This is a genomic window from Verminephrobacter eiseniae EF01-2 (assembly GCF_000015565.1).
Classification (GTDB): domain Bacteria; phylum Pseudomonadota; class Gammaproteobacteria; order Burkholderiales; family Burkholderiaceae_C; genus Acidovorax; species Acidovorax eiseniae.
The window spans coordinates 3,932,896-3,946,736 of record NC_008786.1; the positions used below are offsets into that span (position 1 = coordinate 3,932,896).

Annotated in this window: 14 protein-coding genes; 2 read left to right on the forward strand and 12 right to left on the reverse strand. The window is 65.4% G+C overall.

Annotation, left to right across the window (positions count from 1 at the left end; genetic code table 11):
* Positions 1-4: 4 nt before the first annotated feature.
* The 12 genes from VEIS_RS17230 to VEIS_RS17285 all read right to left on the reverse strand — a co-directional run bounded on the left by VEIS_RS17230 (position 5) and on the right by VEIS_RS17285 (position 11,144).
* Complete coding sequence (locus tag VEIS_RS17230) at positions 5-757, reverse strand: SDR family NAD(P)-dependent oxidoreductase (protein ID WP_011811265.1); 753 nt, start codon at positions 755-757, stop codon at positions 5-7.
* On the reverse strand, positions 747-1,778 hold the full coding sequence (locus VEIS_RS17235) for a ketopantoate reductase family protein (RefSeq protein ID WP_011811266.1): 1,032 nt from the start codon (positions 1,776-1,778) through the stop codon (positions 747-749). Before VEIS_RS17235 ends, VEIS_RS17230 begins: the two co-directional genes overlap by 11 nt.
* A gap of 36 nt (positions 1,779-1,814) precedes the next feature.
* A complete protein-coding gene (locus VEIS_RS28980) occupies positions 1,815-2,291 on the reverse strand; it encodes an MFS transporter (RefSeq protein ID WP_157048562.1) in 477 nt (158 codons plus the stop codon).
* Between the two features lie 4 nt (positions 2,292-2,295).
* Positions 2,296-3,318 (reverse strand): sugar kinase, encoded by a 1,023-nt coding sequence (locus VEIS_RS17245; RefSeq protein WP_011811268.1) that lies wholly within the window; start codon positions 3,316-3,318, stop codon positions 2,296-2,298.
* Positions 3,315-4,844 carry a mannitol dehydrogenase family protein gene (locus tag VEIS_RS17250; RefSeq protein ID WP_011811269.1) on the reverse strand — a complete coding sequence of 510 codons (1,530 nt, stop codon included), beginning with the start codon at positions 4,842-4,844 and terminating at the stop codon, positions 3,315-3,317. Before VEIS_RS17250 ends, VEIS_RS17245 begins: the two co-directional genes overlap by 4 nt.
* A gap of 19 nt (positions 4,845-4,863) precedes the next feature.
* Entirely contained in the window at positions 4,864-6,075 is a 1,212-nt protein-coding gene (manD, locus tag VEIS_RS17255; protein ID WP_041950130.1) for a D-mannonate dehydratase ManD, read from the reverse strand.
* A gap of 76 nt (positions 6,076-6,151) precedes the next feature.
* Positions 6,152-6,925: an amino acid ABC transporter ATP-binding protein gene (locus VEIS_RS17260; protein WP_011811271.1), complete on the reverse strand. Its 774-nt coding sequence runs from the start codon at positions 6,923-6,925 to the stop codon at positions 6,152-6,154.
* A complete protein-coding gene (locus tag VEIS_RS17265) occupies positions 6,922-7,581 on the reverse strand; it encodes an amino acid ABC transporter permease (protein ID WP_011811272.1) in 660 nt (219 codons plus the stop codon). Before VEIS_RS17265 ends, VEIS_RS17260 begins: the two co-directional genes overlap by 4 nt.
* 49 nt (positions 7,582-7,630) lie before the next feature.
* Positions 7,631-8,296 carry an amino acid ABC transporter permease gene (locus tag VEIS_RS17270; protein ID WP_011811273.1) on the reverse strand — a complete coding sequence of 222 codons (666 nt, stop codon included), beginning with the start codon at positions 8,294-8,296 and terminating at the stop codon, positions 7,631-7,633.
* 40 nt (positions 8,297-8,336) lie between these two features.
* A complete protein-coding gene (locus VEIS_RS17275) occupies positions 8,337-9,374 on the reverse strand; it encodes an L-idonate 5-dehydrogenase (RefSeq protein WP_011811274.1) in 1,038 nt (345 codons plus the stop codon).
* A 13-nt stretch (positions 9,375-9,387) separates the two neighbouring features.
* Complete coding sequence (locus VEIS_RS17280) at positions 9,388-10,215, reverse strand: substrate-binding periplasmic protein (protein WP_041950979.1); 828 nt, start codon at positions 10,213-10,215, stop codon at positions 9,388-9,390.
* Positions 10,216-10,406: 191 nt separating this feature from the next.
* The gene (locus VEIS_RS17285; protein ID WP_011811276.1) at positions 10,407-11,144 is read right to left on the reverse strand and encodes a FadR/GntR family transcriptional regulator; all 738 of its coding nucleotides are present in this window, start codon (positions 11,142-11,144) and stop codon (positions 10,407-10,409) included.
* Positions 11,145-11,561: 417 nt separating this feature from the next.
* On the opposite strand from VEIS_RS17285, the gene VEIS_RS17290 reads away from it, so the two are divergent.
* Together VEIS_RS17290 and VEIS_RS17295 are read left to right on the forward strand one after the other, a co-directional pair.
* Positions 11,562-12,581 (forward strand): LacI family DNA-binding transcriptional regulator, encoded by a 1,020-nt coding sequence (locus VEIS_RS17290; RefSeq protein WP_011811277.1) that lies wholly within the window; start codon positions 11,562-11,564, stop codon positions 12,579-12,581.
* Positions 12,582-12,716: 135 nt separating this feature from the next.
* Entirely contained in the window at positions 12,717-13,754 is a 1,038-nt protein-coding gene (locus VEIS_RS17295) for a Gfo/Idh/MocA family protein (protein WP_011811278.1), read from the forward strand.
* Positions 13,755-13,841 lie beyond the last annotated feature (87 nt).

Consider the following 13,841-nt stretch of genomic DNA (forward strand, 5'->3'; position numbering starts at 1 on the left):
CTATTCAGTACCCGCCATCAACGGACAAGATCTGTCCCGTTATCATGCTGGAATACCGGCTTGCAAGAAATACGGTTGCATCGGCAATATCGTCGGCACAGACCAGCCTTCGAAGGTGAATTCGATTCAGCAAGGCCGCCTGGCCCTCTGCGCCCATTGCGACCCATTGGGCTTCCGAAGCGTCGTTGGTACGAGCGAAACCGGGGGCCACGGCGTTGACTCGAACCCCGAAAGGCCCCAGTTCATGCGCCAATTGGCGCGTCAGGCCCAATATACCGTGCTTGGCTGCGCAGTACGCTTGCACTCCCGTCAATGAGGCCCGCAATCCAGCCCCGGAACTGATATTGACAATGGCACCAGCCCGCGCGTTTTTCATGCCGGCCGCCGCCGCTTGGCTCAACGCAAAAGTGGCACCCAGATTGATCGCAATGACACGATCCCAATCCGGATCAGCAACGGTTTCGATGGGCTTGTTGGTCTGACCGGCGACGCCACCGGCATTGTTTACCAGCACTGACAAGACGCCTGCGGCGTGCGCTTCCACGGTTTTTATCCAGTCGCGCGCCTCCTCGCGGTGGCAGAGATCCACCCTGTCAGTGACGACGCCATGCGCGCGCAACCCGGCCATTGCTTCATCGTGAATATCGCAAGCGTAAACGCTGGCCCCCAGTGCCGCAAATCGCAGCGCAATCGATCGGCCAAAACCGACGGCAGCGCCGCTCACGGCAACGGTTTCATTTTTGAAATCAATTTGCATTTTTTCTCCACAGTTCTGTCAGATTGGCATTGGACTGGATGCGTCGACCATTTTCTATCTCGTGAATCATTTCCACGAGATTTTCCAGGACCGGACACTGAATCTGGTGGATCTTGCCGATGGCCACGACTTGCCCGATGAATGCGTCCACTTCTGTTTTTCGCTTTCTGACCGCAAGGTCGCGCCAGATACCCGAGTGGGTTTTGGCATTCGGGCGATTGAATGCCGCCATTTTTTCCACGGATTTTTTGGAAGCCTCCACCGTGCCTTTGGCTGGCGCGAAAGCATCGGGCATGAATCCATTGAAGCCCGACGGGGCAACTCCTTCCGCTTCAGCCACGGCCAGTACTTCAGCGACCATCTTTCTCCACAGTGGCAGCAACTCTGGCCGCTCAAGACAATCTGCGATGCCATCCTGGCCCAGTGCTTGCGCGAACAGCAAAGAGCCGTAGGCAAGTTTCCCCCAAAGGAAGGCCCAAATATTGCTCGTCGCTTCGGCCCTGGGTTCGAACAGTTTCAGATCTGCCAGCAGTTGCCGGAGGCGCATCGTATCCTCGCCCTTCAATTCGCCGACGACCACGGCTGCCCGGTTGCCATACATTATTGCGCCGGCTTCGATCCAGTCGGCGCCGAAATTGATGAATGCGCCAATGGTCCGTTCGCGCCCTGCGATTTCGGCAATGGTACGCTCGCACAGGCCATTTTGGAGCGAGACGACGAAACCGTCCGGAGCGAGATATGGAAGAAGCTCCTCGCAGGCTTGCTGCGTATGGTGTGCCTTGACGCAGAGGAATATCCGGTTCCATTGACCCCGAAGCTCTTCCGGCAAGAATGAATCCGCGTGCACGGTAAAGTTGTCAATGGGACCGGAGATGCTCAAGCCCTTCTTGCGATCCCGTATGGCAGCAACATGCTGCGCATCGATGTCGACGAAAGTCACATCGAGTCCGGCCCTGCACAGGTAGGCGCCCACCGTGCCGCCAATGGCGCCAGCGCCCCATATCAATATATCTCTATTCATGATTGCTGTATTCAGTTCAGATCTTCATGCGCAGTTTCACGCACGCCGTGCAATGAAGAGGTTCATGATGATCTGGACCGCCATGATCGCAGGCAGCCAGGGCCCGTTCAAAATGATTCTGAACACCGGGTATGAGCGCCGCGCAAATCCGATGCAGCAGGCCAGAAGAAGTGGTTTTCTGCCCATGCGCTCGGAGAGCCAGCCAAAATATGGTGTGGTAATCACCAGCACGATGGGTGCAACGGAGTTCGAGAGCAATGCCTGCTGCGGGGTGAGACCGGCGTGCCGGGTCAGAAATGTCGGCATATAAAAAATGCCTGGCGATGTCTGTTGCGAGAAAGGCGTAGACGATGACGTCGTCGTACTCCAGCGCATTCCCGACCATCGCTGCTGCGAGTTGGCGCCTTGTCCGCATCGTCGCCGTGCCTGCGCGATGGTCCGCCAGCGGATGGTCGATTTCGATATGGCCCCTGTTTTCAAGGAGCGTGCTTGGCAAGCCATGCGACAAATCATGGGTTCACATATGTGTAGCAGGCAGTTGGTGCCGGTAAGGCAGCCCCTCCATATCGCCCAGCACCTGAATCGCCTGTGCGCCGACCCAGTTGGCGCGTTGCAGGGCCAAGGGCCAGGCCAGACCCTCCAGGCGGGCGCTGATCAGTCCGGCGGCGAAGCCGTCACCGGCGCCCACCGTGTCGACCACTTGGGGGACGGGGCAGCCGGCGCTGTAGCCGGCTTGGCCGTCCAGCGTCCGGAAGTACGCGCCATCGGCGCCGAGCTTGAGCACCACCGCCTCGGCGCCCTGGTGCAGGTAGTAAGCGGCAATTTCTTCGGGGCTGGCAAGCCCGGTCAGTAGCCGCCCCTCGGCAATGCCGGGCAGGACCCAGCGCGCCGAGCGCGCCAGGCGGTTGATGCTGGCGCGCATATGCTGCTGCGAGGCCCACAGGCTCGGGCGCAGGTTCGGGTCGAACGACAGGCCGCGTCCGGCCGAGCGCGCCAGTTGCATGCTGTGCTCGCAATAGCCGAGGGTGGCGGGGCTGAGCGCGGCAAAGATGCCGGTCATATGCAGGTGGCGGGCCGAGAGCAGGTAGGTCTCGTCGAGTTGTGCGACCTGCATCGCGCTGGCGGCCGAGCCTTTGCGGTAGTACTCGACCTGGGGGTCTTCGCCACTGCGGCTGCGGGCCTTGAGCATGAAGCCGGTGGAGCGCGTGGGGTCGATCACGACCCGCGAGCAATCGACGCCCTCGCCGGCCACCGTGCGCTGCACGAAGCGGCCGAAGGAGTCGGCGCCGAGACGGCTGATCCAGCCGACGCGCAGGCCGAGGCGGGCCAGGCCGATCGCCACATTGGTCTCGGCGCCGGCCAGACGCTTGCTGAAATGCTGCTCTTCGGCCAGGGCGGCCGTGCTGTCGGCGACCAGCAGGGCCATTGATTCGCCGATCGTGACCACATCGAGCGGGAGTGCGGCGGTGCTGCTGCCCGTTGACGCACCTTCGCCTTCGGCTGCGGTATGAGCGCCTTCGGACGGCCGGGCGGCGCTCATGCCAACCCCTCCAGCGTGGGCAGTACGCCCCGGGTGCGCAGCGCGTGCAACTGTGCGGCCACCGCGTGCACGAAGGGCTGGCTGTGCTGCAGGTCGGTGCCGAACACCGGTGCCAAGCCGCTGAATGTGCGCACCCAGGCTGATGTGGCTTGGTGGACGGGGGTGGTGGCGCTATCCGACGCTGCCGCTGCGTCGGCCAGCGCATGCTGCTGCGCCAGCGCGTCAGCCTGCGGGTCGTGGATGCGGTAGGGCTGGCCCTGCTCGTCGCGGCCGCGCAGGTGGTGCAGCCAGGCGGCCACGGCCAGTGCCAGCAGTTCGATCGAGGCCCCTGCGGCCAGCCGGTCGCGCACCGTGCCGAGCAGGCGCTGGGGCAGTTTTTGCGAGCCGTCCAGCGCGATTTGCGCCGTGCGGTGCGCCAGCGCGGGGTTGGCAAAGCGCGCCAGCAGGCGTTCGCGGTAGGCGTGCAGGTCCAGGCCGGCAAGCGCGGGCAGCGTCGGCGCGATTTCTTCGGTCATCAGGCGCTCCAGGTAGCGGCGCAGGGCCGGCTGCGCGATGGCTTGGTCCACGGTCTGGAACCCGGCCATCAGCCCCAGGTAGGCCAGCGCCGAGTGGCTGGCGTTGACCATGCGCAGCTTGAGCGTCTCGAACGGCTGGGCGGCCTGCGCCAAGCGCGCCCCGCTGCGCTCCCAGGCGGGCCGGCCGGCGACGAATCGGTCTTCCAGCACCCAGTCGAGAAAACGCTCGCCGACCACCGGCCAGGCGTCCTCGACGCCCAGCGCCGCGCGCACCAGGGCGCGGTCGTCATCGGTGGTGCGCGGCACGATGCGATCGACCATGGAACACGGGAAGCTGCAGCGCCCGGCGATCCAGTCGGCCAGCGCAGGGTCGATGCGGGCGGCGAAGTCCAGCACCAGTGCGCGCAGCAAGTGGCCGTTGGACGGCAGATTGTCCAGCGACAGCAGCGTCACCGGCGCCAGGCCCAGGCGGCGGCGTTGGCGCAGGCCGGCGACGATGAAGCCCAGGGTGCTGCAGGGCCGGTCGAGCGCGGCCAGGTCGTGCTGCACCTGTGGGTGCTGCACCTGCAGCGCGCCGCTGGCAGGGTCGTGGCAGTAGCCTTTTTCGGTGACGGTCAGGCTCAGGATGCGGGTGTCCGGGTGGGCGATCAGCGCGATCACCGCCGCCGGATCTTCGGCTGCGACCAGGCACTGGCGCAGGCAGCCTATGACCTGTAGTGCCGTGCGGGGGGTGCCGCTGTCGTCGATGTCCCGCAGCGCCAGGGTGTAGAGCCCGCCCTGGGGCGCCAGCGCGTCGCGGGTGTCGGGGCTGCGCAGCGACACGCCGGCGATGCCCCAGCGCAGGTCGCCGCTGGCGTGCAGCGCGGCTTCGTTGACGGCCGCCAGATGGGCGCGCGGGAAGGCGCCCAGGCCCAGGTGGACGATGCCGGTCTTGAGCGCGTCGCGGTCGTAGCCGGGGCGCGCCACCGAGGCCGGCAGCCGGGCCAGGGTGCAAGGTGACAGGGTTTGCATGGCGGCGGTTCTGGCCAGTTCACCAACTCCACAGCGTGCCGTCATGCTGCTGGCGGTTGACCGGCAGGTAGGCGCGCTGATAGGGGTATTTGGCGGCCAGCGCCTCGTCGATCTCCACGCCGTGGCCGGCGCTGTCGCCGGGGTAGAGCATGCCGCGCTCGAAGCGGTAGCTGTGCGGGAATACGGCGTCGGTCTCCTCGGTGTGGTGCATGTACTCCTGGATGCCGAAGTTCGGCACCCAGATGTCGAAGTGCAGCGCCGCGCCCATGCACACCGGCGACAGGTCGGTGGCGCCATGGCAGCCGGTGCGCACCTGGTAGAGCGCGGCCAGGTCGGCGATGCGGCGCAGGTGGGTGATGCCGCCGGCATGAACCACGGTGCTGCGGATGTAGTCGATCAGCTGGTTTTCGATCAGTTCCTTGCAGTCCCAGATGGTGTTGAAGACCTCGCCGACGGCCAGCGGTGTGGTGGTGTGCTGGCGGATCAGGCGAAACGCCTGCTGGTTCTCGGCCGGCGTGGCGTCTTCCATCCAGAACAGTTGGCAGGGTTCGAGCGCCTTGCCCAGGCGCGCGGCTTCGATCGGCGTGAGGCGGTGGTGCACGTCGTGCAGCAGGTGTGGCTCGAAACCGATCTTTTCGCGGATGCGCTCGAACAGCCGGGGCGTGTGGCGCAGGTATTTCTCGCTCGACCAGTCATGCTCGGACGGCAGGTCGGCGTCGGCAGGCTCGTAGAACAGCCTGCCCTTGCCGACGCCGTAGACCTTGTCCAGGCCCGGCACGCCGCTTTGCGCGCGAATCGCCTGGTAGCCGGCCTCGACATAGCGCAGCACCTCGTCGACCGTCTGCTCGATGTCGCTGCCGTTGGCATGGCCGTAGACCATGACGCCGGTGCGGCTCTTGCCGCCGAGCAACTGGTACAGCGGCAGGCCCGCAGCCTTGGCCTTGAGGTCCCACAGCGCCGTGTCCACGGCGGCGATGGCCGACATCGTGACCGGGCCTCGGCGCCAGTAAGCGCCCTTGTAGAGGTACTGCCAGATGTCCTCGATCTGGTGGGCGTCGCGCCCGATCAGGCAGGGGATCACATGCTCGCTCAGGTAGCTGGCGACCGACAGCTCGCGGCCGTTGAGGGTGGCGTCGCCGATTCCCGCAAGGCCCTGGTCGGTCTCGATCTTGAGGGTGACGAAGTTGCGGCCAGGGCAGCAGACGATGACGCGGGCGTTGGTGATTTTCATGGCGCGGGCAATGGGCGGAACAAGGGAAACGAAGGAAACCAAAGAGACAAGGAAACAAGGAAACACGGCGCGGCATTCAACCATTCCAGCCGAGGTGGCCGAGAAAATCGCGGGTGCGCTCCACCGTGGGGTGATCGAAGATCTGGCCGGGCGGCCCCTGCTCGATGATGGCGCCGGACTCGAACACCACCACCCAGTCGGCAACCCGGCGCGCAAAACCCATCTCGTGGGTCACGACGATCATGGTCATGCCCTCGTGGGCAAGCTGCTGCATGACGCCGAGGACTTCGCCCACCGTCTCGGGGTCGAGCGCGGAGGTCGGCTCGTCGAACAGCATCACCTCGGGCTCCATGGCCAGCGCGCGCGCAATCGCCACGCGCTGCTGCTGGCCGCCCGACAGGTTGGCCGGAAAGCTGTCGGCCTTGTCGGCCAGGCCCACCTTGTCGAGCAGGCGCCGCGCGCGCTGCCGGGCCTGCTGCTGCGGCATGCCGAGCACGGTGACCGGGCCCATGGCCACGTTGTCCAGCGCCGACCGATGCGGAAATAGCTCGAAGCTCTGGAACACCATGCCCATGCGCTGGCGCACTTTGCGCATCCGGCGCTCGTCGCTCGGCAGGGGTTGGCCATCGAGCAGCACGCAACCGCCGTCTATGGTCTCCAGCGCATTGGTGCAGCGCAGCAGGGTGGACTTGCCCGAACCCGAGGGGCCGATCAGGCACATCACCTCGCCCTTGTTGACTTGCAGCGATACGCCGTCGAGTGCGACGAAGTCGCCGTAGAGCTTGCGCAGGTTGTCGTAGACCAGCACCGCCGCCTGGTCGGCATTCTTGCGTGCGCTTTGGTGGTTCATTCCTTGACTCCGTAGTGGCGATGGATCCAGTCGACCAGTTTCGCCTGGGGGTAGCCCATCAGCCAGTAGATGGCCGCCATCGCGGTGAGCAGTTCCAGCACGCGAAAGGTCTGGGCGCGGATCTGCATGGCGCTGTAGGCCAGTTCACCGACGGCGATGACCGAGACCAGCGAGGTGTCCTTGAACAGCGCGACCCAGGTGCTGGCAATCACCGGCAGGATGCGCCGCGTCGCCTGCGGGATCACGACCTTGCGCAGCGCCTGGTGACGCGACATACCCATGGCCAGCGCGGCCTCCAACTGCCCCTTGCGGATCGAGTTGATGCCGGCGCGGAAGGTCTCGGCGTTGTAGGCCGAGATGTTCAGCACCAGCGCCACCAAGGCGGTCGCCAGCGGCGACATTTGCAGGCCGGTGGCCATGGGCATCACGTAGAACGCCCAGTAGATCACCAGGATCAGCGGCAGGTTGCGGAAGAACTCGACGAAACACAGCGACATCCGCTGCAGCAGCCGGTTCGCCGACAGGCGCATCAGCGCCAGCACGATGCCGCCGGGAACGGCCAGCAGCATGGTCAGCACGGTCAGGGCGATGGTCAGCGCAGCGCCTTCGAGCAGGGCCTGCCGGTGTGTCCAGATCACGGACCAGTCGAATGTCATGCTCTGCCTCCTCTCATCTCGGCTCGGCTCATCTGTGCTCAGCGCGGCCTCAGGAGCGGCCCAGATGCGCCAGGCGCTGGTACAACCGGTCGACGCCACGGGTGACCGGAAACAGGATCAGGAAATACGCCAGCATCACGGCACTGGACACCTCCACCGGGCGGTAGCTCTGGCCGGCCACGGTCTCCGCCTTGTGCATCAGTTCCGGCACCGCGATCACGGAGGCGATGGCCGTGTCCTTGATCGCCATCGTCAGGATCGAGCCAAAGGCCGGCAACATGCGGATCGTGGCCTGCGGCAGCAGCACCTTGCGCAAGATCTGCGCGCGCGACATGCCCAGCGCCAATGCGGCCCGGGTCTGGCCCGGCCGGATGGACTCGATGCCGGCGCGGATCACCTCGGCGGCATAGGCGGCGATATGCAGCGTCAGCGCCACCAGCGCCGCCCAGAACGGCGCAAAGTTCAGGCCCACGAGAATCGGAAAAGCAAAGTAAATCCACACCAGCACCACCAGCACCGGGATGGCGCGCATGCTGTCGATGTAGAACACCAGCAGCGGCCGCAGCCACCGCGGGCCGTAGAGCCTGAGCAGCGTGATCACCAGGCCGGCCAGGATGCTGCTGACCGCGCTGATCACACTGAGCACGACCGTGACGCCCAGGCCCGTCGCAAAAAAGCGCCAGTTCTCGGCAATGGGAGAAAAATCCAGGTCCATGGTGGGCCGCCAGCGTGAGGGATTGACAAAACGGCCGCGTTCAGAACGTGACCATGACCTTCATGGCCTGGTGCCGGTCGGCCGCCAGCGCAAAGGCTTCGTGCACCCGCTCCACCGGCAGCGCCTGCGTCAGCAATGGCGCGACATCGAGCAGGCCGCGGCTGAGGTAATCCACCGCCCAGGCGTACTCGTCGACAAAGCGGAAACTGCCGATGTAGTGCAGGCTCTTGACCATGATCTGGTTGAATGGGCAGCCCTCGCTGCTGCCGCCGAGCGAGCCTACCTGCACCACGGTGCCGCACGGGCGTGTCGCGCGGATGCAGTTGGCCAATGCGGCATGGCTGCCCGAGACCTCGAAACAGACATCGACCTGGCCCCGGCCCTGGGTCAGCGCCTGCAACGCGGCAGCGTCGCGGCTCAGGTTGATGCTCATCGTCGCCCCCACCCGGGCGCAGACAGCCAGGGGCTGGTCGACGATATCGGCCGCGATCAGCGCGCTGGCACCGGCCAGGCGCGCGGCCATCAGCACCAGAGCGCCGATCGGGCCGGCCCCGACCACCATCACGCTCTTGCCCAGCAACGAGCCGGCTTGCCTGACCGCGTGCAGCGCCACCGCCAGCGGCTCGCCAAAAGCCGCGACCTCGTAGGAGAGCGCGTCGGGCACGGCAATGCACTGCGCGGCATCGAGCACCACCTGCTCGCGCATCGCACCCTGCATATGCGGCCATTTGCTGGCGCTGCCGAAGAAGTGGACGTTTTCGCAATGGTTGGCCGCGCCGGCGCGGCAGAAACGGCAGACACCGCAACTGCGCGATGGATTGAGCGCCACCCGCTGGCCCGGTTGCAGGCCCTGCACCTGCGCGCCCAGTTCCAGCACCTGGCCGGAAGCCTCGTGCCCCGGGGTCAGCGGCGCGCGGATGACAAAGTCGCCGACCCGGCCATGCTGGTAGTAGTGCAGGTCGGAGCCGCAGATACCGACCGCCTTGACCCCCACGCGCACCTGGTGCGCGGCCAACGGCTCGGCAGGCCGGTCGGCGATGCGCAGATCGCGCGCGCCATGGATTTCGCAGTTGCGCATGCTGTGCTCCGGGTCACTTCAGGTTTTGCGTGGCGCGGCGCTCTTCGTCCGTCAGGGCCGGTTGCATGCGCCGGGCCACGGCGCGCAGCCACTCCAGGTAGGCCGGCTGCTCCTTGGCCACCCCCATGCCGGTGTCGATCTGGAAGATCTTGCTGTCCTGGCAATCGTTTTCCTTGGGGAAGACGGCCAGGCCCTTGAGTTTTTTGCTGATGCTGGGCCAGAGCATGCGGTTGATCGGGGCCATGTCCGAGCGGCCCGCCAGCACCTCCTCGATCGGCGCCACCGAGCCCGAATTGGCCACGCCGCGCAACTTCGCCTTGGCAAAGTGCTGGCGCACCAGGGGCTCTTCACCCGCGCCCGAGAAATAGGCGATGGTGAGCTCGGGCCGGTTGAAGTCCTCCAGGGTTTGCACGCCGGTGAAGCGCGGGTTGTCGGCACGGCCGAACAGGCACACGCCGGTGTTCGAGAAGATGACGAAATCGATGACCTTGGCGCGCGCGGCGGTCTCGTTCAGGGGGCCGATCATGATGTCCATCTGGTTGGCCACCAGCGCCGGCACCTTGGTCTCGTGGCTCACGACGACGGGCTGAATCTGCACGCCCAGCAGTCGGGCGAATTCCTTGCCCAGGGTCCAGGACGGCCCCGACCACGGCTCGCCTGCGCCGCTGGTGTTTTGCGCCAGCCAGGGCGGGTTGTTGACCACGCCCACGCGCAGCACGCCGGCCTTGCGGATCGCGTCGACGCGGGCACTGACGCCAGGCGCCGGCGGGGTCTGGGCCAAGGCAGAAATGCCGCCGCCGAGCAAAGCGGCCGCCAGCGCGCCCAGACCCACGAGACCCACGGCCCTGCCCGCGCGGCGGGCAACGGCGGCACGGGCAGGCAGTGCGGCGCTGGCACGGCCCAAGCTGTTCGATGGGTCTGATCGGCCCCATCGGGGCAAGGTTTTTTTCACGTTCATATCTCCTGGTGACATTTATTGCAGAGGTTTCGGATGCGCTGCCTGCGCCGCTTGAGTGCCGGTTGGACGCCCGTTCAATGCCAGCTCTGGGCGAATTCGCAAATCACCCGCTCCAGATGCGAACGCATCGCGAGCCGGGCGGCATCGGCCTGGGCGGCGACGATGGCCGCGAAGATCTGCTGGTGATCCTCTTGCGACTTTTGCCGCAGCCCGGGCGAGTGGAAATGCTGTTCGATCTGGGTCCACAGCGGGCCGCGCTCCTGCTCGCGCAGGCTCTGCACGGTGCGGCGCAGCACACTGTTGCCCGAGGCCTCGGCGATGTGCAGATGGAACTGCACATCCGCGTCCTCGTTGGCGGCCTTGTCGTGCATCTGCTCGCGCATGGTCTTGAGCGCGGCAAACATGCGGTCGAGGTCCGCATCCTTGCGCGAGACGGCGGCCACGGCCGCGATCTCGGACTCGATCAGGCAGCGGGCGCGCAGCAGTTCAAACGGGCCCGGCCCGGCCTCCCGGGCCGCCGGCAGGCGCGCGCTGCCGTCTTGCGTCTGGCACACATAAATGCCCGAGCCGCCACGCACCTCGACAACGCCCTGGAGCTCCAGCGCAATGATGGCCTCCCGCACCGCAGTGCGGCTGACGCCGAACCGATCGGCCAGAGCGCGCTCGGAGGGCAAACGCTGGCCAGGCAGAAATTCCCCCTGTCTGACCAATTGATGGATGTTGCTTGCCAGGCGCAGGTACGACCTGTCGTTGAGCCGATCCTCGTTGTCGAGGGCTTGGCCGGCCTGTGGGTGGATCAGTTGGAGTGCCATGGCTGAAAATTGGATAGACCAATTATCAAACGGCTTACCAAAATAGCGATAGTGGTTTACCACTAGAGCCGCGTCATCGGCCAGATGTCGCAGGCTGCGCGCCGCCACCGGAGCGCAGCGCAAGGCGCATCGCTTGCCAATACCGAACGTATTGGCAAGCGCTGCAACACCGCGATGCGCTTCGATGGCCCGCGCAGACAGACAGGATCGGTGACGCGACACTGGCCAGCAGGCCGGCCAGAAGGAATCTGTCACCGCACGAAAATGGTCGTGACCTTGTGTAACATATCTGGAACCATGGGTGATGTCTGTGTTCAATACGTTCAAGCCCGGCTAGACTCCGGCTAGACTGTTGGAACGGTCCAACGAAACCGGCCATAAAACCGGCACATCCAGGCAGGAAATCACTCCCAGGCCATGAGCAAGAAAACGCCAGGCTTTCGGGCCGCAACCATTCTCGACGTCGCGTCGGTCGCCAATGTCTCCAAGTCAACGGTATCGCTGGTATTGCGCGGCAGCGACCTGATTCCGACGGAGACATCGGACCGGGTGCGCAAGGCGGCGGCCAAAATCGGCTATGTCTACAACCGGCGCGCAGCAGAGCTCAGACGGCAGTCGTCCAACGCCATCGGGGTTGTCATCAGCGACCTGCGCAACCCCTTCTTTGCCGAAGTTCTGGTGGGACTCGAGCGCCGGCTTGCCGAAGCCGGCTACACCGTCTTCATGGCGCATACCAATGAAGACCTCGAAAGACAGCAACGGGTGCTGACCATCCTGAGGGAGCAAGGCATTGCCGGCATTGCCATCTGTCCGGCGCTCGGAACGCCGATCTCGCTGCCCCGGAGCGTCAAGTCCTGGGGCGTCCCGCTGGTGGTGATGGTGCGCACGCTGGGAGGGGGCGCGAGCTACGACTTCGCCGGCGCCGACAACAGCCTGGGCGTTCGCCAGGCCATGGACCACCTGATCGGCAAAGGGCACAGACGGATTGCCTTTCTGGGCGGAATCACGGGGCCGGTGCTGCAACAGCGCCTGGACGGTTACAAAGAGACGTTCACTGCGCACCGCATCAGGTTCCACCCGGACTTGATCGTGACATCGCAGCCCACGCGCGAGGGCGGGCACGCCGCAATGGTGCGCTTGCTCAAAGCCCGCAAGAGCGTCAAAGCAGCCGTTTGTTACAACGACCTGACCGCCTTCGGCGCGCTTTCGGCATTGGGGGACGCCGGCCTGCGCGCCGGTGTCGACTTCGATCTCATCGGGTTTGACAACATCCTGGACACGATCCATTCCAACCCGCCGCTGAGCACGGTCGATATCAAACCCGAGCAGATGGGGGCCGAAGCGGCAGTGCTGCTGCTGGCCCGTATCAAGGAACCCGGCCTGAAGGTGCAGCGCTTCATTCAAGAGCCGACCCTGGTGCTCAGGCAGTCCGGATGACCGGCCTGCCCGCCCGTCGCGCCGGTGTCATATCGGTGTTTACCCTGGTTTTCGGATTTTGCTGTTGACGGCGGCCTATGGGAACGTTCCAATGAATGCTTGCGATGCCGTTAGATCGTTCCAACAAGGTAGCACATGCCCCCGTCCAACCCACCATCCAACCCTCCCCGCCCGGCCATTGGCTGGGGGCTGATAGGGGCCAGCACCATTGCCGCTGAACATATGCTCGGAGCCATCCGCGCCCAAGCCGGCCACGATGTCGTCGCCGTGATGAGCAGCAACGCCCGGCGCGGCCGGGAATATGCCGAGAAGAACGCCATCGCGTCGGCTTGCGGGTCGCTGGACGAGTTGTTGCAGAACCCGGCGGTTCAGGCCGTCTACATCAGCACCACCAATGAGTTGCACAAGGCGCAGGTGCTTGCCGCCGCCGCCGCCGGCAAGCATGTGCTGTGCGAAAAGCCGTTGGCGCTCACGCTCGCTGATGCGCGCGAGATGGTGGCGGCCTGCGCTGGCGCAGGCGTGGTGATGGCGACCAACCACCACCTGCGCAACGCGGCAACGCATCGCAAAATTCGGGAACTGGTGGCCCAAGGGGCCATTGGCAAGCCCTTGTTCGCCCGCGTGTTCCACGCGGTCTACCTGCCCGAGCATCTGCAGGGCTGGCGCCTGGACAGGCCCGAGGCCGGCGGCGGGGTGATTCTGGACATCACCGTGCACGACGTGGACACCTTGCGCTTCGTGCTCGGTGCCGAGCCTGTCGATGCGGTCGGCCTGGCGCAATCAGCGTCGCTGGCCAGGCATGGCCTGGAAGACGGGGTGATGGCCGTTTTGCGTTTCGACAACGGTGTGCTGGCGCAAATTCATGATGCCTTCACCGTCAAACATGCCGGGACCGGCATCGAAATCCATGGCGCGACCGGCTCGATCATCGGCCGCAATGTGATGACGCAGCGCCCGGTGGGCGAACTGGTGCTGCGCAATGCCGACGGCGAAACCCCGCTGGTCGTCGAGCACGAGAACCTGTATGTGCGCGGCGTCGCCGCGTTTTGTGCCGCGCTGCGCGGGCAAGGCCAGCCCGCAGCCAGCGGCGCAGATGGTGTCCGTTCCCTGGCGGCGGCGCTGGCCGTGTTGCAGTCCTGCAAGACCGGGCAACGCATCGCCATCGCCCCGTGACCTGCCCGTGGCATTCCTTGGCATTCCTTGACCTCCCTGGCGCCCCCGGGTGGTTGGGTTGATTTGGTTATTTGGCAGATTGAATCG

What these genes read in the sequence shown, in the direction of transcription:
- VEIS_RS17230 (WP_011811265.1), bottom strand. Translation starts at nt 757, where the DNA reads ATGCAAATTGATTTCAAAAATGAAACCGTTGCCGTGAGCGGCGCTGCC.
- VEIS_RS17235 (WP_011811266.1), bottom strand. Translation starts at nt 1,778, where the DNA reads ATGAATAGAGATATATTGATATGGGGCGCTGGCGCCATTGGCGGCACG.
- VEIS_RS28980 (WP_157048562.1), bottom strand. Translation starts at nt 2,291, where the DNA reads ATGATTTGTCGCATGGCTTGCCAAGCACGCTCCTTGAAAACAGGGGCC.
- VEIS_RS17245 (WP_011811268.1), bottom strand. Translation starts at nt 3,318, where the DNA reads ATGAGCGCCGCCCGGCCGTCCGAAGGCGCTCATACCGCAGCCGAAGGC.
- VEIS_RS17250 (WP_011811269.1), bottom strand. Translation starts at nt 4,844, where the DNA reads ATGCAAACCCTGTCACCTTGCACCCTGGCCCGGCTGCCGGCCTCGGTG.
- manD (WP_041950130.1), bottom strand. Translation starts at nt 6,075, where the DNA reads ATGAAAATCACCAACGCCCGCGTCATCGTCTGCTGCCCTGGCCGCAAC.
- VEIS_RS17260 (WP_011811271.1), bottom strand. Translation starts at nt 6,925, where the DNA reads ATGAACCACCAAAGCGCACGCAAGAATGCCGACCAGGCGGCGGTGCTG.
- VEIS_RS17265 (WP_011811272.1), bottom strand. Translation starts at nt 7,581, where the DNA reads ATGACATTCGACTGGTCCGTGATCTGGACACACCGGCAGGCCCTGCTC.
- VEIS_RS17270 (WP_011811273.1), bottom strand. Translation starts at nt 8,296, where the DNA reads ATGGACCTGGATTTTTCTCCCATTGCCGAGAACTGGCGCTTTTTTGCG.
- VEIS_RS17275 (WP_011811274.1), bottom strand. Translation starts at nt 9,374, where the DNA reads ATGCGCAACTGCGAAATCCATGGCGCGCGCGATCTGCGCATCGCCGAC.
- VEIS_RS17285 (WP_011811276.1), bottom strand. Translation starts at nt 11,144, where the DNA reads ATGGCACTCCAACTGATCCACCCACAGGCCGGCCAAGCCCTCGACAAC.
- VEIS_RS17290 (WP_011811277.1), top strand. Translation starts at nt 11,562, where the DNA reads ATGAGCAAGAAAACGCCAGGCTTTCGGGCCGCAACCATTCTCGACGTC.
- VEIS_RS17295 (WP_011811278.1), top strand. Translation starts at nt 12,717, where the DNA reads ATGCCCCCGTCCAACCCACCATCCAACCCTCCCCGCCCGGCCATTGGC.